This window comes from Bacteroides sp., assembly GCF_028690125.1.
Classification (GTDB): domain Bacteria; phylum Bacteroidota; class Bacteroidia; order Bacteroidales; family Bacteroidaceae; genus Bacteroides.
This window is the reverse complement of record NZ_JAQVBV010000053.1, coordinates 1-22,353: the sequence shown is the minus strand read 5'-3', so window position 1 is coordinate 22,353 and position 22,353 is coordinate 1. Positions and strand designations below refer to the sequence as shown.

Below are 22,353 nucleotides of genomic sequence, written 5' to 3'. Positions count from 1 at the left end.
TACAAAGACCACCCTGTTTTCTAACCTTCTTCCAAAGCTGTTGCAGATACTTCGCTGAATATTCAGAATTTAAAAGCACATGAAACTCATCAATATAGAGCCAGGTAGCCTTTCCCTTTTGACCATTCTCGACAATTCTCTGCTGAATTGCCTCCATCATTACAAGCATTGTGATAGGACTTAACTCGGCACCCAAATCTCTGATGCCATACACCGTGAAGCGATTATCCACATCAACGTTAGTCTGGTGGTTAAAGATATTAAGCGAACCATTTACAAACAACTCTAAAGATAATGCGATATCTTTTGCTTCTTCCTCTGGTTGCTCTAAAAGCAGCTCATAAAAATCACTCATTACCGGAATATACTTCTCCGAGCCATACTTGTTTGGCTTCTTCTGTGCTATATCCAGATAGAGCTTTCTTACACATCGGTCAATGATTGACTTCTGACGAGAATTTAAGCTGTTACCAATACACTGTTCACAAAGACCCAGCATGAATTCACCCTTTTCTCTTACCATTCCCTTGGAGTCGTTCGGATCAAGGCTCCAAACATCCATTTCCAGTGGATTTACATAGTTATCCGTATAGGTGGACATATTTACTACCGTTCCACCATAAGTCCGTGCAATGTCAAAATATTCATCCATTGGGTCTATAACTATAATTTCATCGTTTCCGGATAAAAATACATTACCCATCTCCATCTTACAAAAGAATGACTTACCAGAACCTGGAACTCCAAATACAAAGCCATTCCCATTAATCAGCTTCTTACGATTACCAATATTTACGTTCTTTGAAATCTGATTGATTCCGTAGTAATTACCTGTAGTATCGTTAAGTTCCTGTACATTAAAAGGCATAAGCACAGCAAGTGACTGTGTAAGCAGTGTTCTCATGTTCTCTACCTGTCTTACCCCGATCGGCAGAGCAGTATTGAGCGCTTCTCTTTGCTGTAAATAATGAGTATCAATGGTACAGCTATTTCGCTTCCCTATAGTCTCAATCGTTTCACATATGCTATCCAGTTCTTTTTTACTCTCTGCCATCACAATAATAGTGACCGCCACATAAAACAAGCACTGATCATTCTCACGTACATCATCCATGATTGCTTCAATCTCTTTTTTCTCCGTTCTCTTTGCATAAGAGATTTCCGTCGCAAAATCATTATTCTTATTTCGAATTCTCTGTTGCTTAATAATGTCTGATTCGATACCAAGATATTTCCTTTGAAGCACCTTGGTAGTTAAATCCTTTGGCACCGGAACGACATCTATACTTGTGATGGAATGTACTGGTAATGAAGTGATTTCATTAATAAATCGATCGGACAAGCTGCTGGGATATTTCTTAATAAAAAGCGCCCTGCAATACTTACTTTCGTCTTCAAAGTGATCCGGGAAATACTTAATCATTCCGTTACAAAGATCATTTCGAAAATCACTTCCCACCTTCTTCGCCTGCTTGATGTCAAAATCAAAACTTCCCTCGTTCCCTAAATGATAATAATCATAGAGTACACGAAGTCTCTCATTCCCAGACAATGGCACAATCTCAGCCCCAAGCTCAATAAAAGCCTTGTGTATAGCAGCCTCTAAGGTGGCAAACTGCGCCTTTGCTTCTTCAAAGTTCTTTCTCTCAATAGTAATGGTCAAGTATCTCTCCTGTTCGATACCTTGTCTTCCTTCCTGTATCTTCTCCTCAATGATGTCATTGTAAATTCTTCGAAAGGTATTATACCCATCCTCTTGTTTTGCAATCAGTACTTTCTCACGAAGCTCTGCCATATTCTTATTCTTATTGTTGATTGTTATCTTATAGTTGCAATCAAGAGAATTTAAGAATTTACAGTACCTTTCAAAAATGCCAATCTGCTCATCTTCCGTGGCGGTAGTATAGTTAATATCCTGAAAACGGTAGCACTTGGAATACTTATTCAATGACATTTTCTGTCCTTTACTGACTTCAAAAATCCCATTCTCTGCTACCGCCATAATCTCTATGGTTTCCTGTATGGATTTCGGTGTTTTAAAAAGCGGCTCGCTGGCTTTCTTTAACTCCTTAAACCCGTCTGCAAATAAACCCATTCTATCTAACCTCGCTTTCAAATACGATGCATAGCCGGGGACAATCCCGGCATATGCCTGGATTGTCCCGACCAGATATGTCAGACAATGATTAATGTTACTTATAGTTACCTGTACTATTGACATAATTGCCATTGACCATATAACAAAATATGTGTATAATATTGTTATATTTTATTTGGAGGTGCTAACTATGCCCACGATCAAATCAAGTGCTGAACTACGAAACAATTACAATGAAATCTCAACTATATGTCATAAATATCCCGAACCCGTTTTCATTACGAAAAACGGAAAAGGCGACCTTGCTGTTATGAGCATTGAAACCTACGAGGAAATGAACAGTCGCTTTGAATTATACGGACAGATAAAAGAAGGGATAGATGATATTGCAAATAACAATACCCGTCCCTTCTCAGAGGCAATCTCTTCCATCAGGAGCAGACGTAGCCGATGACTTACGACGTCCACATCACAGCTACCGCAGAACGAGATCTTTTAAAAGCCTCTGACCATATTGAATTCGTTCTCAAAAATCCAAAAGCTGCAGATGACCTGCTTGATAAAGCTGAACTTCAGATTAATTCCCTTGCTGATTTTCCCGAGAAATTCAGACTAGTAGATGATCCTGTTTTAGCATCTTGGGGAATCCGTTTTATAATAGTTGACGGTTACCTTGCTTTTTATGTCATATCAGAAGAAACTCACAGAGTTGTCGTTGTGCGTTTTCTCTACCAGAAAAGCAACTGGACTGCAATCTTACGTCAAGGTTTCTCCTTATTGTAAAAGTCAATGACCTGCCTTTTTCACGGCAGGTCGATTATTGTTACATCATATACCTGTTCGCCGCAAGCCCAGCAATTATTGCAATGATTATAGCAATGCCTCCAAATAGCATCTTTTTTGTCTTTTTCTTTATAGCTTCAAATTCCTCCTGCTTCTTTCGATTCTGCGAATCTGTCATTCTTCTTACTTCTGCCTTATTATCTGTACAAGATTTCTGCTTCTTCCACTTACTCATCTGACCAATTCCACCCACTTCAATCCGAAGTTCCTTGATTACTGTCTCACCTTCCGTAGAACGGTAAGTAAGTGCTTTGTTTCCAATCATGAAATAAATCTGTCGTCTCATGTATTCATAAAAGCTCATCCCGTTATAGGAATAGAAACCTCCCAGTGCAATCGGCGCCACACAGGGAATCGCCACATAAGCAGCTCCTGTAAGACCGATATATCGGTATAAGAGTAATACCATGCCTCCACCCACAATAACACTAGCAGTAGAGAATATAATCTGCTTTACATTTAAGCCCATTGCTACGGTCTCTTGATAGCGGTCGATATCTTTGTTCACTTCAATCACCAAATTTCTTACCCCCTATCGACTCATTTCTATTGTTTCTGGCTTTTTTGCGATTCCGATGTTTGCTTCATAAGTTGCCATACCATCCGGACACAAATCTCTTAACTTATCTACATGGAACATATAAAGGAGATATTCACAAAAGCCACTTCTCTGCGTCAGTCCTGTGAATTCTCCCAAATCATTCGTTTCGATAAACTTTTCTAACTCTGGCATATTGTTTAAGTCAACATAGGCACAGTAGTCAGGAGCTTTTATTCCAAGATTAACCGACATATCCCCGTAAGGTTCAAAGTATTCGTCTTCTCTACTCATAAGCCCGAGATAAAGTCCGTTATTATTCATATAATTGTTAATTTCCAGTTGCACCTCTACTGTGCTTCCCCACTGGGTCGCTAGTTCCATTGTTTTTCTATCTTCCATCTGCTTCTCCTTCTATAATCCAAATGCTTTACTTGTAAGTGACTGTGCTCCTTTCACACTACCCACGGTCATGGCAATCGTGAATGTCATTTCACACAAATAAATCAGGGTCTGTGCCCAGGCTGCATATCCTCCGGTAAAGGATGGAAGCCCTGCATTTACAAAGGCATTACATATAATAATGGCAAGTGCCATGGTTACTGCCTCAAATACAACAGATAAGAAGTATTTACAGTAGGTTACTACCGTATTGCTTACCGTTCTGTTTCCTCCCATGGTTGAAAAAGCAATTGCCCCAAGTGGTACGATAATCAATATCTTTAAGAACCGAAAGTACACCGTGTAAATAATAAAGAAACCACAGATAATGATAATAATGGACAAAAGTGCAGTCAGTATCAGCATGACCAAACTTTCTCCAAAGCCCAAATTCTTAATGATATCTGCCTGCGTACTGTCAATGGTAAGTGTGGTTGTATTTCCTGCTGATATAAGATTAACCAGATTCCCAATTGATGTGAAAAATGCTTTCATGATGGTCACATTATTTGCTACAAACCACTCCGCAAGCCCTAGTCGGATCAGCATACGAAGTATTACTTCAAATCGCATCTCCTCCCTGACATCCACACTCTCCGAACAAAAGCCAATGACGAAAAATAGCACCACTAGAGAAGAACCAACCGCTACAAAGATCGGTTCTATTCCCTCAATGACACCCCATGGTCCGCCACCTTTGAAATTTACCGGAGACTGTCCCAGCATTGAAAACACCAACGATATCTGGTTATTCCAAAATCCGAATACCATTTCAAGCAGGTCAAGTATTTTGCCTCCAAGTTTGAAAATATCCATACTTGTCACCCCTTCCCTATCGTTTGGGGTGTTTCCACCCCAAACTGAATATTCCTATACGTCTTAAAAACCCAAGAAGGTTAATACTGCTGAAATACCTGCCATCATGACACCCGCCACGATACCTTTAAGTGCAGAGTTCATTGTAGAAGAGTCCTGCTGCTGATATGCTTGTGCAAATTCCATAACATTCTTAGCAAGGATAATGACACCAACAGCGCCAATCACCGCAATTACTAATGTCTTTAAATTATCAAGCGGCTGTGTTACTGCTGATGTTCCAGATGCTGCAAAACAGGTTGTACTCATCAGAATCACACCCATCATTCCCCCTGAAATCGCTGGTACAATTTTCTTCGTTGCTCTACTAATTAATCCCTTCATCTTCTTTCCCTCCATCGTTTCATTGTTATTCATTACTGTAATCTGTTCTCGTTTCATAACGTTAAATCCCCTTTCTGAACTTGAGGCAGAAAAATAACCAGCGCGAAAGTTTTCCTCTGATCACTGGCTTATATTCTGCATTATTTTGTTGAATCTATATTAACAGGATTGCTCCTGGTACATAAGGATAGTCTGGATTCCCCCTAATAGGTGTTTTGCTCATACCACAGCCGATTAATGCATTGCTGCCTGCGCTTCTCGATATGTTCTCATCTGTTCCATTGATACATCGGGATAAAAATATTCCATAATCTTTATCTTTGAAATTCCGGCAGCGATTGCTTTTCTGACTTCTTCTTTTTGCTCAACAGAATAATCCCAATGAAGCATACGATTTGATATGGTATCCTCCCATGCAGGCGTTTCTCTTGGTACCACTCGTCTACTTCCCAAGGAATTACCACCCGAACCACCTGCTGAGGAACTATCTGATTTCTGTGACTCATCCATGAACTCAAGTTCATTCCCCAGTTCACGATTTATTTTATCCTTCTGTTCCTTCTCATCCCGTTTTGTAAATCTTCTTCCAAGCGCCTTATCTCCGAGCATCATAAACTCGTCATAAGATAGAGTATCAATATAGATGTTCTCACCTTTCTCCTTGCGCTTTTCATAATGCTTTACTGCCTTCTCCGACAGGATTTCAAAGGGTGGACCAAGCAGATTTGCTTTTCCATTTATCACATGAATATAGGGTTCTCCATTTCCATCTGCTGTTTGATTAAACATGGGATGTCCAAATGGAACATACTTGCCATCTATAATCGGATCAAACCCACGGATAAAAACAATGCATTTCTTGTTATCCAGTTTTCGCACTTCATCTGGCGTAAATAACTCTCTGCCTAACACATCATAGTTTCTGGATGAACTCCCCTGACGCCCCTTTGTTTCTCCGCTTGACTTCTTATCAATCGTGCCCTTGCCAAGAAGTTCCGACACGTACTTATGGGTCGCCTGCTCGTTTCCTCCGAGATAAATAAAGGTGTCGCAGTTCCCCGGAACGGTCTCCCAGGTATCCTTAAACAGAGCTTTTAGCTGGGCAAAATTCTGAATGATAATAATGGATGAAATCTCCCTGCTTCTCATAGTAGATAATAAGGAACAGAAATCATCCGGTAATGCCACATTTGCGAACTCATCAAGCATCAAGGTTACATGGATTGGAAGTCTGCCACCACAGTTAAAGTCGGCCTGATAATAAAGTTCCTGAAATATCTGTGTATAAAGCATACCTATAATAAAGTTGTAGGATTTATCGGAATCCGGAATGACACAAAAAACCGCTGTCTTCGTCTCTCCATCCCCATTCACTCCAATCCCAATATCCGCAAGATTTAGCTCATCCTTTGATAAAAGTCTTAGCACCTGTCGATTCTCCAAAAATGCAAGTCTGGAGTTCGCACTGATAATAATGGAACGAACCGTATCTCCAGCACCTCTCATACATTTGTTATACTGCTTCACTGCCGGATGGTTTGTCCCAAGAGGTGACTGCTCCTCTAAGAATTTCATTCGCACATCCAGTCGGGACGGCTTGCCCTGCTCGGTTACTTCTGCTTCCCCCAGTAGCTTTAATACGGTTTCAAAATTTCTTTTTGAAGGCTTTTCCTCCAGCCACACATAATAAAAAATCGCCTGTAGAAACATTCCTTCCGCCTTCTCCCAAAATGGATCCGAGGGATTTGCGCCTTTTGGTGTGGTATTCGAAATCAGGTTGGTGATCAGTTTTACAACATCGGTTTCTTCTCTAATATACGAAAACGGATTATAACAATCTGATTTCTCCATATCCAAAAGATTTATCACCTTTACATTGTATCCATTGTTTTTTAGCATCTGACCACAGCTTCTGACGATCTCTCCCTTTGGATCTGTACAGATAAACGAGCAGTTATGAGGCATCTGCATCAGGTTTGGTTTTACCTCATAAAAGGTCTTTCCCGCACCAGAACCTCCACAGATAAGAATGTTCCCATTCAATTTCAGTTTTCTGAAATCCAAAGACATCTTTACATTCTGACTTAGGATTCGATTGAAGTTTTCGTCCTTATCCATCAGCACTTTATTTACCTGTTTTGGATTCTCAAACCTTGCAGTACCAAACTCCTTGCCAGGCATATAGTTTCTCTGACTGGTGTAATACATAACAACAGCCATTCCATAGATTCCTACGGCAATGGCTATCGCTTTTACTGTATACACATTATAATAATTTGCCAATGGAGCATCACAAATCTCATGAAATCGATTCATAAACTCAGTAATCTTAATGCCACGCTCCCAAGCTCCACCAACCAGATATCCCATATACCCGGCAAGAACAGCCCCAAGCAGAAGAAGCAAGATAGATGGTTTCTTTTTACTTGTCTTCATTACCTCGTCCTCTTAGTGGATGTTGATGTCTTTGTCGTATTCTTCCTCTGGGTCTTTACGGTATTCTTTTCCACTGCACTTTCATAACGCTCACGTAGAGAAGATTCCACTTTGTCATAATGACTAAAGAGTTCATCTCCCCTCTTAGTTTCTAGGACACGATTCTCCTCATTGTACATCTTATAGTTCTTACTGGTATCAAGGAACGTCAGCATCGTCTTTCCATTATGAATATCCATGATATTCTCTTTATTGATCCAAAAATATCTTGCATTTTCTCCCCATGTTCCGGGTACTCTGGTCTTAATCGCATGGTCGTTTTCCTCTACCACCAACCTCTTACTGATTGTAATATCTGATAGATTTAAATTCTTTGATGCGGATACCGCTCTCATTCTCTCAGCCAGCTCCTGATATCCTCTGACACGATTCAGAAAAGCATCCTTATCCATTATCACTTTATGCTGCCCCTCATTATCTTTGGCTCCAATGAAACCAATAGTCTCAAGTTGCTTGATTACCGTTTCTGCCTGCTCATTTCCAATACTAAAATTCTCCTTAATCACGTCCACACTGATACTTTGTTTCTCCATGGCAAAAAGACCAACCTTCTCAATCAGTCCATCAATTGCAGCATTGATTTTTGCCCCTTCCTCAGTGTGGACTATTGTGGGGAATCCATTTCCCGTTTTCCCTTGCTGCTTTTTTAAAAAATCCATCATCTTCCCGAATGTATTCTCATCACCATTCTTCAGATAATCATCAAAGGTTGCAATACGACCAAACTTTAATTTCTGTATCATCATATTGGCTCGTGGTACAGCCTCTGTATGAAAAATCACCTCACTCTTCCCATCTGTCTTATTCATATCCGGCAATATAGAATACAGAATTCCGTATTTCTTGGCTAGCTTCTCCACCTTTGACATGTCTTCCGTCTCAAACTGTAATACCTGCAAATCACCGCCTTTTATCAAAAGCTTTCTCATGGATGTCTTCCCAAGCTGCTTCTCATAATCCAGTATTCCTTTTAGAAAGTCGATTGCCTTTTGCATGGCACTAATTCCTCCATTTCCAACTTTCATTGCAATCTCAATTCCGTCATATGCCACACGGATAATTTGCACTACTTCCTGAATTTCTTCTGCCATTAGCGTACCTCCATTTTTTCTTTCTTTACCATGGTTATTAACTCTTCGGTATCCGTTTGACGAATCTCCTCTATAGAAACATTGATACCATAAGCACTTAAAATATCCGCCAATCGATTCATTGCCTTTTCTTCCTCAATACGATACATTTCAAGTGCCACCAGCAAATTTTCAATCTGTTCCACCCAATTAGGCTTTTCATGAATCATTGCTGAATACTTTTGAATAATCTGTATTGACTCTGTGTCATTACCCGCCTGACAAAGCTCTTCAATCAAAAGACTCGTTAAATCCTTATTTCCAGACTTAAAAGCAAACTGTACTACGAATTCTTTTTCTGACTCTGAAAATTGATGATTTACCTCATTCATAATGAACACTGCTTCTTCCACAATTTCTAAATTCATACACGCCTCCTAATATGCCATACTGTTTTCCAGAACAGCAATTTCAATAATTTCTTTCATCTTCTCAGCTGCCACATTATTATTAATCAACTCCACTAACTGTCCTTCCGTAAGACCTTTTTCAATCCCGCTCTTAATCTGTATCAGTTGAGCTGGAGCCAGATCACCACATGCAACTAACTTTACGATATCTGCTCTGGATTTTTTCTTAAAACACAGCTTGGATAATAAACCTATGACCCCATTTGTTTTTGATTCAGATCTATCAAGCTGAACTCTCTGGATTACCCTTCCCTGCGTATCAACAACCGGTACTTGATAAAAAATAGGAATCCCCATCGGTTCTGTCAAAATTGACTGCTGTGTCACATTTGCGCCTTCTTTCTTCGCTTCGCTTTGAAGGTTCTTTCCCTCTTCCTTCTTTGGCTCCTGTGGCGTGACCGCACTAGTACTGGTGGCATGAAGCAGTTTATCCTCCAAGGTTTCAATTCTATTGCTCATACGGTTCATCTCCTTATCCTTAAGCTCTATCTGTTCACGTAATCTAGAAATTGCAGAATTGGCTTGGTTCAGTTTATCCTGCTGATCATTTAATAACTGCTCCTTATCCGCATTCTCCTTCACCAGATTGTCTCTGATCTGCTCATCTGCCTTCGTGGATTCAAATATAGTGAGCTTTTCATTTAAGGCATCATATCGCTCCTCCTGAAAACAGATTGTACTCACAATCCCCTCCATCTTCTTTATAAGCTCCTGCACATATTCTGGTTCCATAGAAGTCTCTTGCTTTACTATTTGAATCTGATCTATAAACTTACTAAATGCAGCTCTCATAGCAATAGGCATTTCCTTCCTTGCTACTACCTCTTCGATACTCCCAATCGGAACACCCTTTTGATAGAACTCAAATGCCACTTGCATCTGAGGCGCTGTTAACTCGCTTCGTTCTAATAATGTTACAAACTCATCCGATTTTCCATTACGCAAGCATTCCGATAATACTCTCATTTGTCCTATGTTATATCCTTGCTTTAAGTATAGTTCTGTCTGCTCCTTTGAAAGACCATATTCCAAATCCTCCTTCACCAATGCAATGATTTCTTCACTGTATCTTTTTGCCGCTCTTAAAACGTCAATATGCTTATTAATCTCACCTTTGCTTAGCGTCTGTTCCATACATACCTCCTAAAAAAATAACAGCCTATCGTCTTGGCTGCTCTTTCCTGTCACTGTCATATTCGATCTTTTTATTCATATCTTCTTGTTTTGCTTTTTCTGTTTCCTCCGCGTTTAGATCCTTCCAAATCGATTTACCAATATTCAATTCACGAAATACAGTCTTCTCCTTTGCACCTGTTAAAGCCATCTGATCCTTGTAGTAACATTTTAATTGTTCTACTTCTACGATGGAGTATCCATTTTTACGGAGCTGTTCTACCAATAATATCCACTGATTATGCTCTTCCATAAAAAAGGCATCCCCTTTTTGAAATGACTCTTCTGCAGGTTTTAGCATTTGCAATTCATTCGCAATCGCAAATAAATTTTCACACCTGGCTCTTGCACGATATACCTTACTCTTTTCAGAGGAAGCTTCCCTTCTCTTATCAGTCAGAATTTCTATCTCTCCTGCTAATTCAGCCATGTTGTGTATGTCGTGCCTAGTTAAAAACAGGTATTGCTCTTGTAGCTTTTTCATCCTTTGTATGTCATTTTTATACTTCCATACCTGGCTGTATGGTTTCTTCTTCATCTGTCCGATCCGATATAACTTAGCATAATATCGCTTTTGTAATCCTGACATTTTAGACCTCTTATATCGCTTCACGTAGCATTTCACAATTTGCGGCTTCACTGATTCTTTTCGTATCTGATAGAAAGCTAAGTCTTCCTTCCTGATTCGCTCTCTAATCTGCTCTTCGCAATAATTCTCTCCCATTGACCTGCATCGCTTAAACCTCGTCATCCCAGGCGGTTTCACAGCAAAATGCTTTCCTTGCTTTGTTTCATAACCTTTTTCAATCAATAAATTCACAAAATCATCAAATGAATTTGACTGGATAATGCAGGAATCCAAGTCGCGCTTTATCATATCTGACCAAACAAACTGTCCTTCCCGATATTCGCTCCAATCCTTATAATTCTCATTTGCCCGCTCTCCCTTTCCTTTTTCAATATCAATGATAGATAGACCATACTCTTTGCAGAGTCTGTTTGTAATAGGCTGAATATCTCTAGCCCAATCTCCTTTTTCATAACGATATTTCTTACCGGAAACAAAACTGACACTGTTAAAAACAATATGAGAATGAACGTGATCCGTGTTGTCATGTACTGCATATACAGCTTCATATTCCTCACCAAGATACTCCTGAGTAAATTTCTGTGTAATCTCAAGCGCAGTATCCGTGTCAACCTCATCTTCCTTAAAGGAAAGAATCAGATGATATCCCTGCCGCTTGTCAAGCTTATCAAAGACTCTCTTCGTTTCCTTCATCTGTTCAAACGCTGTATCCACCTGACAGTTGATTGCACCAACAAGTCTTCCCTCCTGCGTTTTCTCTGGTTTCAGAATATACTCCAGAGAATTTTTCAAATGCTTTCCATGAAACTCTCCTCCGCAGTCCTTCATATGAAGAATCTTACTGATTGCCAATCTGCATCACCACCTCATTCACCGAGGTATTCAGCTTTCTCATATAGGCAACCAGTCTGTTCTTATCTTCCTCTAAATAAAGTCCTGAATTATGGTTAAAAACAATCTGATTGATATTGATTCCAATACGGTTCACTTCATTAATCAAAGACTTTAAAAGTTTTCGGATTTCAGGATAGTCGTTGGGCTTCTGCCGGATTAATACGCGGATATATTCTGCTTCTCTCATTCCCACATCCTTTGCTTTCTCTGCCAGCTCTTTGGCTTCCCGCGGCATTAAGCGTAGCGTCTTCTTAATACAATGAATACTGTCTGCCATCCAATCACCTTCCTCTGTTACCTGTGGAATGTTGCTGTATGCCTTCTGAAACCGTGCGCACCGCTGTATCAATACCTTGTTTATGATTCATATTTTCTATGAACTCATTCGCAAGCTTTACCGCCAATGCTTCAATTTCACTCGCATAGTGTGTCATCTCAAATAATCTGTCCAATCGAATTTCATCCACTTTCAATCTCTCATATTCGCTTTGACGATCTGTATAATCTATGGAGTCCTTGGGTTTATTCCTACCTGCATCCGCCTCAAGAATCTTTTCATAGTTCCATTCACAAACGATATCTATTACCTCATCCATTGTGTATACTTCAATTTCACCATTCTCCTCCCCCATATCTTTCCGGTACAATACACCATCTTCACTATGTCCAATGGCATAATCATGACCTTCCAAATAACCAAGAAGAATCCCGGCATCTTCAATAAAGATATCATAAGGCAAATCATTTTCCTTCACCCACTTTATCAATTCTTCCGGCTTAGTAAACAGTATAATTTCCTGTTCCATTACTTCCTTGCACCTCCCTATCTTGTATCTCAAAAATCCCTATTCTTGCTTTTACGTCCCTGCTAAAGTTCCCCCCGTGTGGGGCTAGATACGCGTCAGAGATAGCTCTGCTCCTGACGCTTCTAGTTAGGGGAAAAATCCCCTAAAACCCCTTATTTATATAAGTGAGTGTACTTTTTACAATCACTTATGCCCTGTGAGTGTAATAATTACTATCACAGGGCAATTTTGAATGTATATTTTGCAATCACTTTTGTAAAAATATTTTACTCGGCTGTCATGACAATTTTAGTGAGTGTATTTTATGCACTCAATTTGGCTTTGTGAATTTACTTTATAAAATCACAACCTTTTTTTGATTGCACTATTTGCAATCACACCTTCTAACCCCCGTTTTGTAGCTACCAGCCATTCATTGTAGTCTTTATATCCGGCTGGCGGAGGAATATCTTCCACTTCATATCCAAGTCCATAGTATTTCTCACATAGTTCCTTGGAAGCCGTTCTACCCGGTTCATCATTATCAAGACAAAATCGTATGGATAAAATCTGTGGATTTTCCTTTAAGAACGTAATAAGTGGAGCATCTGAAAGCATACCAAGGGCTATTTTATTCGAATCAAAATCTGCAAAAATCTCCATGTAACTCATAAGATCAATGGCAGCTTCAAATACGACCAATTCAATACTTTTCTCATTTGTTACATTAAAGCCATAATTCTTATCATTGCCTATAACATCACATTTGAATGACTTTCCTTCCTTATCAAACACACCTCTCATGCTTGCGAATCTGGTAACTCCCTCTTTGTCATTTCCCCTAAAAATCACATTGTGATACTGTCGGCTCTCATAAATTAGTTTTTTATCCACAAAATACTGAATAATCTGAGTACTTAATCCACGATCTTTCCTAAGATACGTGTACAAATAAGAATTATCCTTTGATGGAATAGGAAGCACAAATTCCTTTGTTTCGTTCTGTTTCGTTACCACCTGATACTTTAATTCTATCTTTCTCTCATCTTCCGATATTCTCCGGTATCCCGCAAAATCCAAAAGCCAAAACACTGCTTCTTTTACTTCCATTCCACCAAAGACTCTAAGGAAATCAATCTGAGAACCCCCATTGCTCCCTTTTTCATACTGCCTGGACCACCGAAACCAATGAGATTTCTCATAAATTCTGATGGAGTCCATTTCTTTCAATGTATGATATTTGCCCACTCGTTTCACGGTAAATCCAAGACTAGAAGCAACCTCTGTCAAATCTACACTCTTAGCAATTGCTAATTCTTCTTCCGTAAATCTGTTTACATCCAAACACTTTTACCTTGCCTTTCCTCGCTCCGCTATCATGGGTGATGGAAAATCCAATAACTTGTAATCGTTCGTCAGTATAACTTTAGGATTCGATAGTAGTCCTTTTTCCTTAAAACTAAAGAACTCTCGGTTATCTGCTCCGACAATCACGTGATCTGTCAAATTTATCCCCATAAGGTCGCATAGTTTGTTCATTTTGTCCGTCAACATCGTATCTGCTTTGCTTGGCAATAAATTTCCAGATGGATGGCAATGGACGATGATCATACTAGCTGCATTACTAAGGATACTTGACTTAAACAATTCCCTTGGATGTGCCATTGCCTCATTTAGTGAGCCCATACTGGCAAAGTGTACATTGATCGGCGTAAGATCTGATTTCAAATTCACTACACATACGACTTCCCGATCCAGTTCGCACATAGAATCACCAAGAACGGAGACTACTTCATAGGGGCTATTGAAAGGACGCTCCGAGTATATGGGAGCATCCTTTACAAGTCTTACTGAAACAACATCCAGCTTAAATTCATTCTTTTTCGCCATTCGTGTCTGCCTCCTCTCCAAGCGAGATGCTTATGAGAAAGTCCTCTTCGGCGTTATTGATGAGCGTAATCAGTTCTTGCATGGTTAATGCTTTTTCCTTAAGTCCCTGCTCCATCGAAACCTCCTCTATCTAGACTGATTTTTGGCATCATAGATCAGCTTTGGTTCTGCAACAATCCCATCTAATCGCTTATTTGGGGTATCTGTTGCCAGGCTAAGCTTTCTGACATCCTTATCGTAGTGATATACTTGATTGGATAATCTCTCATCTAAAGCAACCTGATCCATATTGATTTCCGCTACCATCTGTGCAAGTTCGTTGGGATCACCCATGGAAGCAGATACAGCAATTACCTCGTGCAGGCTTGAAGGCATGATATAAAGGTCTGTTCCCAGATTCTCTGACAGACCGTGCAACTTATCCTCATATAACATAGAAATAGCCCCGTTAATACCTCTGTCATTGCTGATTACCCACATCGTCTGCTGGGCAGGTATCTCACCAATCATCATATCTGCCATCTCAGTAGGCATACCATCCTTCATAAACATATCACGGATAACATCATTCATAGACTTCACTGTTGGCGGGAAAATTCTTCTGGTGTTCTCCACCGCAAGTTTGAACATCTGCTCTTCGGATAAACCAAGCTTTTTCGCAAGTGAGTTATGGACCACTGTACTCTGAATACCGTCTGCATCCACTTTCACTATCCAGCGGTAAATAATGGATAAATCCTGAAAGCTTCTGTTAGGTGTGTCTTGTAGCATCTCTTTATTCTGCTCTGTATTCACAAGCTGGAATACGATGTTGTCCTTTGCAGTACCAAAGTCTATGGCAGGCACCATATCTGGCACTTCCTTCATGGCATGTTCAACTTTAGATGCTGCCGTCTGCAATATCTCCTGAAGATCATTCGTCTTCTGATAGTGCTCATACATGTCATTAAGATAGATCGTTGGTACCGTATGGTGATTTTCATCTCCTGTTGGAACCAGATTCAAAGCATCCATGGTCTTGTTAACCTTTGTTACGGAATGAACATCGACCCGATAGTCTTTGTATTCCTCTTGCATGAATTCCTGGAATTTCTCTGCCACTACTTCTTTGAATAGTTCGTAATTCATCATAAATTCTTTCGTAACCAGAATTTTTTCAGACGGGGGTTTTGTTCATTTTCTACTTTTATTAGACATAACTTGAATTTCAAATATGTCCAATAATGTTCAAAAACACAAAAATTCATCTTCTGGTCACTTCTCCTTCTTTATTGTTTTATATCCCCCTGGTAGAATCGTTACAATGAAAAAAAGAACTATTGCGTGTATGGCAATAATCCTTTTTGATTTTTCTTTCAAATGCAAACCAATTTTTTCCTTCCTTTATTGGATTTCCTATTAATAATCCGAAGATTGTGCTCCTTGTATTTTATTTATGATAGCATCATAATTATTCTATTCAAGATTCTGCAATCCTCTTCTGATGATATCTGCCGGAGGGGACTCCCTCGGTAAATATCATAATTAAAATAAGCGCATCCCTTCAGCTGTCCGTTCCTACCCCAGTAGCCATTCCGGAGTGTTTTCTCTACAGCGGTATGCAGAATGCACGCTCATACTGCAGATATCACCAACTGCGGATGCTATTCAATTGTCAATGTACCGTGGAGAATAAAAACTTTCGTTTTTTTCCCTCAGTCATCACACTTGGCAACTGCATGAACTTAAGTAGTTGTAAAATAATTTTTTCGAATTCTTTTAAAGGCATGTTTTAGTGCATCTGTTACTGCCGCCTGGGAAATGACCAATGCTTTTGAAATCTCTGTCTTGGTCTGTTCCAGAACAAAATGCCTATACACAATTTCTTTCTGGCGTTCTGTAAGGCAGGAAAGATAATCCACCATCGCTTCCTTATTACAAAGTCTCTCGATTGTCTGAATTGCCGGATCTAACATAATTCCTTCCTCTGCGTAATCCACATCATAAGAAATCTGACGTTTTTTCTCAGCCGCCTGTGTATTGTGGCTAATTTTCTGTTCTCCTTCCAGAATTAATCTGAAATACCACTTTTCCTGACGAAAACTCTCCGCAGCTATCACCCCAGACACACTCACTTCCGATGAATCTGTGTAGTCTCCTCTACAATCATCTACTGAGAAGATCGTTTTATGGGATGCCTGACGGTATTCCACATAACCATTTGCAAATACTGTCACCCTGGTATCTTCTGTGATATCTTCCTTCATCAGCATAGGAATACCGGCTTCCCTCAATGCTTTTGCACTTGGTACCTGATAAGAAACGCTCTTCTCCTTCTTGTTAACTTTTCTGATCATAGAATTTCGTGCGTTACAGTCATTAGGAAGCTCTTCTCGAATACCCTCCAATACCTTAATCAGATCCTGGAAGGTAACTACCTCCTGTGCTAATGTGCTACAAAATACTGTTTTTTTCATTTTATCCTTGCCTTTCCGCCAAAGGTTACGGAACCTGCATAACGCAGGGGTTAGCAAAGGACATCTATAGAAAATGTCTTTCCTCTCATGAAGCGCACTGACAGCCTTGTGAAATCGAAAAATGCACAATAAGCCAGAGGGTACTTCAATTGACCGTTTTCTTTTCAAAGCAGTAAAAGACTGCTTTTTGAAACGACCATATGAGATATCCTTTGCCAGATTGCGCACCTAAGGCTATTCGATATTTTTTTGTATTTATTCAAACAGGAGTAGCTCCTGCGAGAACCTTATGAAATATTGCAGCTTTGCCTAAACTAGCAAGTACCTAAAAAGATACAATGGTTTTTCCTGTACCATGGTGTCATTTCACTTCTTTTAATAGATTCTTTTGTAAAATCGTGGTATAATTTAATAAAAGTTTTTTTCTACAGATTAAAATGTTGCACAAGCGTTTTCTGCTTGTCCTTAAGATACCAGAAGACAAGTTAAATGTAGTTCGCACATAGTTCACGGACAGTTCAGATAAAGTTTTTTAAAGGGGGGATGGATATGACAGAGAAGTCGCTCACCATGCGGTCTTTCGGTGATGCATTAAAATCTAAAATGAGCAAAACTGTAAAGAAAAAGTTATTTGATGCGGACAAGAACAACTTTGAATCTCGCCCCGAAGCATTAGAACGCGATGCTTCCAAACAAGAATTTCTCTATGAACTCTTATTTGAATCACTAACATACAAATTGCAGCGAAAGGAAGAGTTAAAATTTCCTGACTTAAGCAAGAGTTGGATTAGCGGAACGATCAACAATAAAATTTCATTAAATGCAGCCATATTAAAAGCTGCCCAGCGAAAAGAGGCAGCTAAAGAGGTGGCTGACTATTTTAATCAAAATCTTATCCCTAACATTCCGATGAACCTTTTGTCCGTTGTAACTGGCAATGTTTCCGTTCTCGTACAAAATGATGTCACAATGGGGGAACCGAAAAAAAGATCCCTAGAGTTATCGTTTAAGAAAAAATCTGAGGCTGATTATCTCGCTGAGGTTTGGGTTTTAGCGGTATGCATGGGCGCTGGCACCCCAAAATGTAATCAAAACAAGACAGTTAAGCCGAAGAATACGTCGATTGTGGAGATTCCATCTCTCAATACCTCCAAAAAGCCCACTCCTTCTATTGATGTGAGTAGTTTTTTCAAATCTCATGTTCCGGCGAAAGAATTCATAGACCGCAAAGCACCGAGAAAATTGTTTTATGACATTCTTGGAAGTGAACCTCCGTACAATCAAAATGTCATTATGTATTACGGAATTGGAGGTATCGGCAAATCAAGCCTCGTAAAGAACCTCAAAGAGTACACGAAAGAGCAAGGTGTTCTGCTCTCGTCTGTTGACTTTGACGACCCCTCTTTGCGTTCTCCATATAAGGCATTAATTTCACTGGAAAATAAAATAGGCACAACATTCCCACATTTTGATATTGCGGTCACGTTGTGCTTTATAAAAAGAAACCCTCAATTTTCTTTTCGAGATAGCGGATTGCCTAATGCACTATCTCGAAAAGTTCTAGAGCTGCATCATTCATCCAGTAATTCTGCTCTATATAATTCAACCTCTGGTATAACAGAACTAATTTATAATGAGTTTAGTCAATATTTTGCTTTAGACGAATCCATAAAAGAACAGATTGCAGCACTGGAAGAATGCAGCGCAGCCGATATAGAGGAACAACTCCCAAGATTCTTTGCAGTTGATCTCTTTCGTCATATGGCGATTGAAGGCATCAATAAGTGTGTGTTGTTTTTTGATACTTATGAACTTCTCTGGGAGGTAGGTCGCGGTGAAGAAAACAAGCTCCGTAACGATGCCTGGATACGTACGATGGCGGATATGCTTAAGAATGTCGTATTTGTATTGTCAGGAAGGGAAAAGCTTCAATGGGAGCTCGAAAACAAAATGTGGCTTGACAAAATTCAACTCGTTCCATTAGATGTGCTTTCACCGGAGTATGCAAAGCTCTACCTTTCTAATTGTAAAATCGAAGATGCTACTATACAAATCAGTATCATCAATGCATCAAAGGGTCACCCGTATTATCTTGACTTATGTGTGGATACTTATTATAAGCTACAAAACTCGAGCAATGAGATAACTCCATCTTGCTTTGACGGAGGATTTCATAAAATTCAAGAACGGTTTTTTAAGAGTCTCGCAAAAAATGAAGTGTCTGTCCTGCGAATCCTTTCAATTCCTCGTTTTTATGATTTTGAAATATTTAAGATGCTCACTGAGCAATTTCAAACTGGTTATGCGATTACCGAATTTGATAATTTCAATTCCTTCTCATTCATTAAGCATGAACCTAACAGCAAATATATCATTCATATCTTAATGCGTGATGAGATAAAGAAACACATCAAAGATGAGTTAAGAAAGTCTATTGACAACTGTATGGTGAGCTACTATAAAGAACAATTATCCCCAGAGAAAATCCCCGTGGATGATATTCGCTTTTATTTTACAGAGCTGCTACATCATCTTGAAGCTGCCGAAAGTCAAGAACAGGTTTTGTCTCGCCTTGAATCAGAATATATCAGCATTGTTAAGCGTCTTCAAATATCAGGCGAAACGAATTATTTACTTGAACATTTCTTGAATATGTTTAACACAAAACGCAGTTTACTTGGTGGTACAGAGTTTTTTGCTGTAATGACGGATATGATTCACCTGTCCGGAAAATACAAAGAAGCTGTAGAGTTGATTACTGAGTATCTGAGCAAATTTCAGATTAATGAAATTGCCAATGACGGTTATCGCCTAAATCTTTATATCCGCAGAGTTCATCACCAGATGTTCTATGTGCCGCTTCTAACACTTCAAGATGATTTAAAAATAATTATCGATCTTGTAGACCAAGAAAAGTTTACTGCCCAATATTGTGAAATGCTCTTCATGCTTGGAGCACACATTCATCTCCCAATGGGCAATTTTGAACAAGCCGACCATTATTTACAGCAGGTCAATAGGATAGCAAAGGATAATGGGTTAACCGGTTTACTATGCAGAGGGATGCGGAAATATGCGGAAATGCATTGCGCTAATGGCCAGTTTGATTTAGCAGAGCAGATTTGCACTACGGGTTTAAAAATTGCAACGGATCATGCACTCTGGAGATATGCCGTTTATCTAAGATGTATTATCGGCGAAATAAAACGCTTAACAGGTAAGACGACTGATGCATTGGTTTATTTTAACGAGGCAATGCCTATCGCAACATCACTTGGTATAAAAGGTTGGATAGGACACATCAATCTTGCTCTTGGCAACTGTTATACTGATTTATTCAACTTTGATTTAGCATTCGAACACTACGAAAAAGCCAGAAACACTTATTTAGAAATTGAACAGAAATGGGGAGAACTCAACCTGGAAACCGCATATCAACGAGCTATATTGATTTCTACAGGTATTGCTGATATCGAAAAGCTTCATCAACTAAAGACAAGCTCAGAAGAATTAGGATATAACGTACTATCGAAAAAAATCATAAATCTTATTTCTGGGGATAAAAGCATCATAAGATTTGAATATCTATGATTGGAGGAAGAGAATATGTTTAAGAAACTTACAGCTACATCCATCAACGACGCAATTAAAAGTACAACAAGACAATATCTTGCTGGGCATCTCAATTTACCGCAGGAGCTCGACCATATCGACGATACCAATATTGAAATTGGTATTACAGACTACAAGGAATATACCATCGAAGCCCCTCATTGTCATAAGGTAGCTTACGAATATCAATATATGATTAGTGGCGAAACAAAGTATCTTAATGTTGACACAGGCGAAGAAACCTATTATACCTCTGGTGATTTTTACCGCATTGACCCAGGAACGAAATATGCTCAGAAATCTCTCGGTGGTACGACAATTTTATTTATTAAAACACCTCCCGGCAATGATAAAGTTGTTGTGGAAGCAAGTGATGATGTGCAGGAATGGTTCAAAAAATGGGATTAGTCTTGGGACGTTCCCTCAAAAAAATAAGCCAGTGGTCAAGATACAACCACTGGCTAAACTTAATCGAACAATAAATAATTTCAATTCTTAAATACCATATTCCGTTAACATTTCATTACACTGGGGGAAATCACGATCTTTCTAATACAATATCTTTTGCATAATTATATGAGATTATCTCCCCTTTTTGGGTTTCCTTATATCCAACTTCCTCATGTGAATAATTTGATATTTCTACTGATCCAAAATTTACAAATTTATTATATACACGCGTCATGACCTCGATCTCTTCTTGCGATAGTATATTCATATAATCAGAAGTCATTGGTAGTACATGATGTTTTTCATAACCATTTTCAAAGTTAATGCTAATAGTTATTATATTTTGAGCCTCCATCAATCCAAACAAAACATCATAATGCTCCGGAACCGGACCATATGGAAGGTGAACATATTGCGTTCCTGTAATTGATATTCCATTTTCTTTGTAAAAAATCGTATCTGAATAATTAAGCAATTTTAATAACTTTACCTTCAGTAATTCATCACATTTATTTGCAAAAAACAAAACTGAAGCATAGAATTTTTCATAATCAAAGCTTTTAAACCCATTCTCAATACAAGGCTCTTTTCGAAGCAACACATCAAGTAATTTACTTCCAATTCTATTTTCTTTCGTTCCCTCAAGTTCTACTAATCGATGCTGTAATTTTTCTTTTTGTGCGGAATCTAATCCCACCTCGTTCTCTGCCAAATAATCAGCCATGTTCATAGGTTCTCTCAAAAACAGCAACATACTATTATGTGCTTTATCCTGCAAGGAACCATTTTCATAACGATGTATTGTCTTATCGCCCCAGTTTAATAGCTTGGCAAAGCTTCTTTGACTTAAGCCATACTGTTCTCTGATTTGCTTAATTTCATCCGGCATCAGTAATCTATGTCTTTGGCGGTAAATATTATACGCGTTCACAAGAGTCTCATTATCTAATTCTTCATTATAAAACTCTTCACCACACTCGCAGCATGTCATTACTCTAGCTTCAACCGCTATTTTTTCGCCACATACATTGTATTCTTCTTCTCTTAAAACAACGGTTGTATTAACGTCTTTTCCACATTCTTCACAATATTTTTTCATCATCAATCACCTCAAAAGATATCATATAAATTCATCATCATGGAACCCTAAACACTTTAATATTTCTCTTCCATTCTCAGCCACTACTTTAAATTTTATATAAAACTGAGTTCCATTCATTGATTTCTTGAACTCCCAGATCTCACCTGGCTTATCAAAATCTTTTTTTGGTCCCTTATAATAGTTATTTATCACCAGTTCAAGGATTTCTTCCTTCGCATCTTTTATCGTCAATCCATGTTTTGCTAA

23 protein-coding genes are annotated in these 22,353 nt (G+C 39.0%); 4 read left to right on the top strand and 19 right to left on the bottom strand.

Annotation, left to right across the window (positions count from 1 at the left end; genetic code table 11):
* The coding region (locus tag PHO71_RS22620; RefSeq protein ID WP_367279927.1) for a VirB4-like conjugal transfer ATPase, CD1110 family at positions 1–2,095 on the bottom strand (2,095 nt) is incomplete at its 3' end.
* 193 nt (positions 2,096–2,288) lie between these two features.
* Here PHO71_RS22620 and PHO71_RS22615 point away from each other — a divergent pair.
* Both PHO71_RS22615 and PHO71_RS22610 read left to right on the top strand, forming a co-directional pair.
* Positions 2,289–2,552: a type II toxin-antitoxin system Phd/YefM family antitoxin gene (locus tag PHO71_RS22615; protein ID WP_300207882.1), complete on the top strand. Its 264-nt coding sequence runs from the start codon at positions 2,289–2,291 to the stop codon at positions 2,550–2,552.
* Positions 2,549–2,881: a type II toxin-antitoxin system RelE/ParE family toxin gene (locus PHO71_RS22610; protein ID WP_300207879.1), complete on the top strand. Its 333-nt coding sequence runs from the start codon at positions 2,549–2,551 to the stop codon at positions 2,879–2,881. Before PHO71_RS22615 ends, PHO71_RS22610 begins: the two co-directional genes overlap by 4 nt.
* 40 nt (positions 2,882–2,921) lie before the next feature.
* On the opposite strand, the gene PHO71_RS22605 is transcribed toward PHO71_RS22610, so the two are convergent.
* The 16 genes from PHO71_RS22605 to PHO71_RS22530 form a co-directional block, all read right to left on the bottom strand.
* On the bottom strand, positions 2,922–3,458 hold the full coding sequence (locus PHO71_RS22605; RefSeq protein WP_300207876.1) for a PrgI family protein: 537 nt from the start codon (positions 3,456–3,458) through the stop codon (positions 2,922–2,924).
* A gap of 15 nt (positions 3,459–3,473) precedes the next feature.
* On the bottom strand, positions 3,474–3,881 hold the full coding sequence (locus PHO71_RS22600) for a DUF4313 domain-containing protein (RefSeq protein WP_300207874.1): 408 nt from the start codon (positions 3,879–3,881) through the stop codon (positions 3,474–3,476).
* 12 nt (positions 3,882–3,893) lie between these two features.
* Positions 3,894–4,736, bottom strand: coding sequence for a hypothetical protein (locus PHO71_RS22595; protein WP_300207871.1), 843 nt, complete (start codon positions 4,734–4,736; stop codon positions 3,894–3,896).
* A 63-nt stretch (positions 4,737–4,799) separates the two neighbouring features.
* Positions 4,800–5,177 carry a hypothetical protein gene (locus PHO71_RS22590; protein WP_300207868.1) on the bottom strand — a complete coding sequence of 126 codons (378 nt, stop codon included), beginning with the start codon at positions 5,175–5,177 and terminating at the stop codon, positions 4,800–4,802.
* A 177-nt stretch (positions 5,178–5,354) separates the two neighbouring features.
* Positions 5,355–7,556, bottom strand: a complete 2,202-nt coding sequence (locus PHO71_RS22585; protein WP_300207866.1) for a VirD4-like conjugal transfer protein, CD1115 family — start codon at positions 7,554–7,556, stop codon at positions 5,355–5,357.
* Positions 7,556–8,707, bottom strand: a complete 1,152-nt coding sequence (locus tag PHO71_RS22580) for a PcfB family protein (RefSeq protein WP_300207863.1) — start codon at positions 8,705–8,707, stop codon at positions 7,556–7,558. The genes PHO71_RS22585 and PHO71_RS22580 overlap by 1 nt, the downstream gene beginning before the upstream one ends.
* The gene (locus PHO71_RS22575; RefSeq protein WP_300207861.1) at positions 8,707–9,114 is read right to left on the bottom strand and encodes a hypothetical protein; all 408 of its coding nucleotides are present in this window, start codon (positions 9,112–9,114) and stop codon (positions 8,707–8,709) included. The genes PHO71_RS22580 and PHO71_RS22575 overlap by 1 nt, the downstream gene beginning before the upstream one ends.
* 9 nt (positions 9,115–9,123) lie before the next feature.
* On the bottom strand, positions 9,124–10,290 hold the full coding sequence (locus PHO71_RS22570; RefSeq protein ID WP_300207859.1) for a hypothetical protein: 1,167 nt from the start codon (positions 10,288–10,290) through the stop codon (positions 9,124–9,126).
* 25 nt (positions 10,291–10,315) lie between these two features.
* The gene (locus PHO71_RS22565) at positions 10,316–11,746 is read right to left on the bottom strand and encodes a relaxase/mobilization nuclease domain-containing protein (protein WP_300207857.1); all 1,431 of its coding nucleotides are present in this window, start codon (positions 11,744–11,746) and stop codon (positions 10,316–10,318) included.
* Positions 11,747–11,756: 10 nt separating this feature from the next.
* Entirely contained in the window at positions 11,757–12,089 is a 333-nt protein-coding gene (locus PHO71_RS22560; protein ID WP_300207855.1) for a MobC family plasmid mobilization relaxosome protein, read from the bottom strand.
* Positions 12,090–12,093: 4 nt separating this feature from the next.
* Positions 12,094–12,618 (bottom strand): hypothetical protein, encoded by a 525-nt coding sequence (locus tag PHO71_RS22555; RefSeq protein WP_300207853.1) that lies wholly within the window; start codon positions 12,616–12,618, stop codon positions 12,094–12,096.
* Positions 12,619–12,960: 342 nt separating this feature from the next.
* Complete coding sequence (locus PHO71_RS22550; protein WP_300207851.1) at positions 12,961–13,941, bottom strand: DUF3991 and TOPRIM domain-containing protein; 981 nt, start codon at positions 13,939–13,941, stop codon at positions 12,961–12,963.
* Positions 13,942–13,947: 6 nt separating this feature from the next.
* Positions 13,948–14,487, bottom strand: coding sequence for a JAB domain-containing protein (locus PHO71_RS22545; protein WP_300207848.1), 540 nt, complete (start codon positions 14,485–14,487; stop codon positions 13,948–13,950).
* Positions 14,471–14,602 carry a hypothetical protein gene (locus tag PHO71_RS22540; RefSeq protein ID WP_300207846.1) on the bottom strand — a complete coding sequence of 44 codons (132 nt, stop codon included), beginning with the start codon at positions 14,600–14,602 and terminating at the stop codon, positions 14,471–14,473. Before PHO71_RS22540 ends, PHO71_RS22545 begins: the two co-directional genes overlap by 17 nt.
* 11 nt (positions 14,603–14,613) lie before the next feature.
* Positions 14,614–15,618 carry a DUF5688 family protein gene (locus tag PHO71_RS22535; RefSeq protein ID WP_300207843.1) on the bottom strand — a complete coding sequence of 335 codons (1,005 nt, stop codon included), beginning with the start codon at positions 15,616–15,618 and terminating at the stop codon, positions 14,614–14,616.
* Between the two features lie 593 nt (positions 15,619–16,211).
* A complete protein-coding gene (locus PHO71_RS22530) occupies positions 16,212–16,943 on the bottom strand; it encodes a sigma factor-like helix-turn-helix DNA-binding protein (protein WP_300207840.1) in 732 nt (243 codons plus the stop codon).
* A gap of 549 nt (positions 16,944–17,492) precedes the next feature.
* Here PHO71_RS22530 and PHO71_RS22525 point away from each other — a divergent pair.
* Positions 17,493–20,534 carry a tetratricopeptide repeat protein gene (locus PHO71_RS22525; RefSeq protein WP_300207837.1) on the top strand — a complete coding sequence of 1,014 codons (3,042 nt, stop codon included), beginning with the start codon at positions 17,493–17,495 and terminating at the stop codon, positions 20,532–20,534.
* 15 nt (positions 20,535–20,549) lie between these two features.
* A complete protein-coding gene (locus PHO71_RS22520; RefSeq protein ID WP_300207834.1) occupies positions 20,550–20,963 on the top strand; it encodes a cupin domain-containing protein in 414 nt (137 codons plus the stop codon).
* A 130-nt stretch (positions 20,964–21,093) separates the two neighbouring features.
* Here the strand turns inward: PHO71_RS22520 and PHO71_RS22515 are convergent, their stop codons facing one another.
* Both PHO71_RS22515 and PHO71_RS22510 read right to left on the bottom strand, forming a co-directional pair.
* Positions 21,094–22,107, bottom strand: coding sequence for a type II TA system antitoxin MqsA family protein (locus tag PHO71_RS22515; protein ID WP_300207832.1), 1,014 nt, complete (start codon positions 22,105–22,107; stop codon positions 21,094–21,096).
* Between the two features lie 18 nt (positions 22,108–22,125).
* A partial coding sequence (locus PHO71_RS22510) for a hypothetical protein (RefSeq protein ID WP_300207831.1) occupies positions 22,126–22,353 on the bottom strand: 228 nt, incomplete at its 5' end.

Coding starts and splice junctions, on each gene's coding strand:
- PHO71_RS22610 (WP_300207879.1), top strand. CDS start 2,549: ATGACTTACGACGTCCACATCACAGCTACCGCAGAACGAGATCTTTTA.
- PHO71_RS22595 (WP_300207871.1), bottom strand. CDS start 4,736: ATGGATATTTTCAAACTTGGAGGCAAAATACTTGACCTGCTTGAAATG.
- PHO71_RS22535 (WP_300207843.1), bottom strand. CDS start 15,618: ATGATGAATTACGAACTATTCAAAGAAGTAGTGGCAGAGAAATTCCAG.
- PHO71_RS22560 (WP_300207855.1), bottom strand. CDS start 12,089: ATGGCAGACAGTATTCATTGTATTAAGAAGACGCTACGCTTAATGCCG.
- PHO71_RS22555 (WP_300207853.1), bottom strand. CDS start 12,618: ATGGAACAGGAAATTATACTGTTTACTAAGCCGGAAGAATTGATAAAG.
- PHO71_RS22615 (WP_300207882.1), top strand. CDS start 2,289: ATGCCCACGATCAAATCAAGTGCTGAACTACGAAACAATTACAATGAA.
- PHO71_RS22590 (WP_300207868.1), bottom strand. CDS start 5,177: ATGAAACGAGAACAGATTACAGTAATGAATAACAATGAAACGATGGAG.
- PHO71_RS22515 (WP_300207832.1), bottom strand. CDS start 22,107: ATGATGAAAAAATATTGTGAAGAATGTGGAAAAGACGTTAATACAACC.
- PHO71_RS22525 (WP_300207837.1), top strand. CDS start 17,493: ATGACAGAGAAGTCGCTCACCATGCGGTCTTTCGGTGATGCATTAAAA.
- PHO71_RS22580 (WP_300207863.1), bottom strand. CDS start 8,707: ATGGCAGAAGAAATTCAGGAAGTAGTGCAAATTATCCGTGTGGCATAT.
- PHO71_RS22530 (WP_300207840.1), bottom strand. CDS start 16,943: ATGAAAAAAACAGTATTTTGTAGCACATTAGCACAGGAGGTAGTTACC.
- PHO71_RS22575 (WP_300207861.1), bottom strand. CDS start 9,114: ATGAATTTAGAAATTGTGGAAGAAGCAGTGTTCATTATGAATGAGGTA.
- PHO71_RS22570 (WP_300207859.1), bottom strand. CDS start 10,290: ATGGAACAGACGCTAAGCAAAGGTGAGATTAATAAGCATATTGACGTT.
- PHO71_RS22565 (WP_300207857.1), bottom strand. CDS start 11,746: ATGAAGGACTGCGGAGGAGAGTTTCATGGAAAGCATTTGAAAAATTCT.
- PHO71_RS22600 (WP_300207874.1), bottom strand. CDS start 3,881: ATGGAAGATAGAAAAACAATGGAACTAGCGACCCAGTGGGGAAGCACA.
- PHO71_RS22540 (WP_300207846.1), bottom strand. CDS start 14,602: ATGGAGCAGGGACTTAAGGAAAAAGCATTAACCATGCAAGAACTGATT.
- PHO71_RS22545 (WP_300207848.1), bottom strand. CDS start 14,487: ATGGCGAAAAAGAATGAATTTAAGCTGGATGTTGTTTCAGTAAGACTT.
- PHO71_RS22585 (WP_300207866.1), bottom strand. CDS start 7,556: ATGAAGACAAGTAAAAAGAAACCATCTATCTTGCTTCTTCTGCTTGGG.
- PHO71_RS22520 (WP_300207834.1), top strand. CDS start 20,550: ATGTTTAAGAAACTTACAGCTACATCCATCAACGACGCAATTAAAAGT.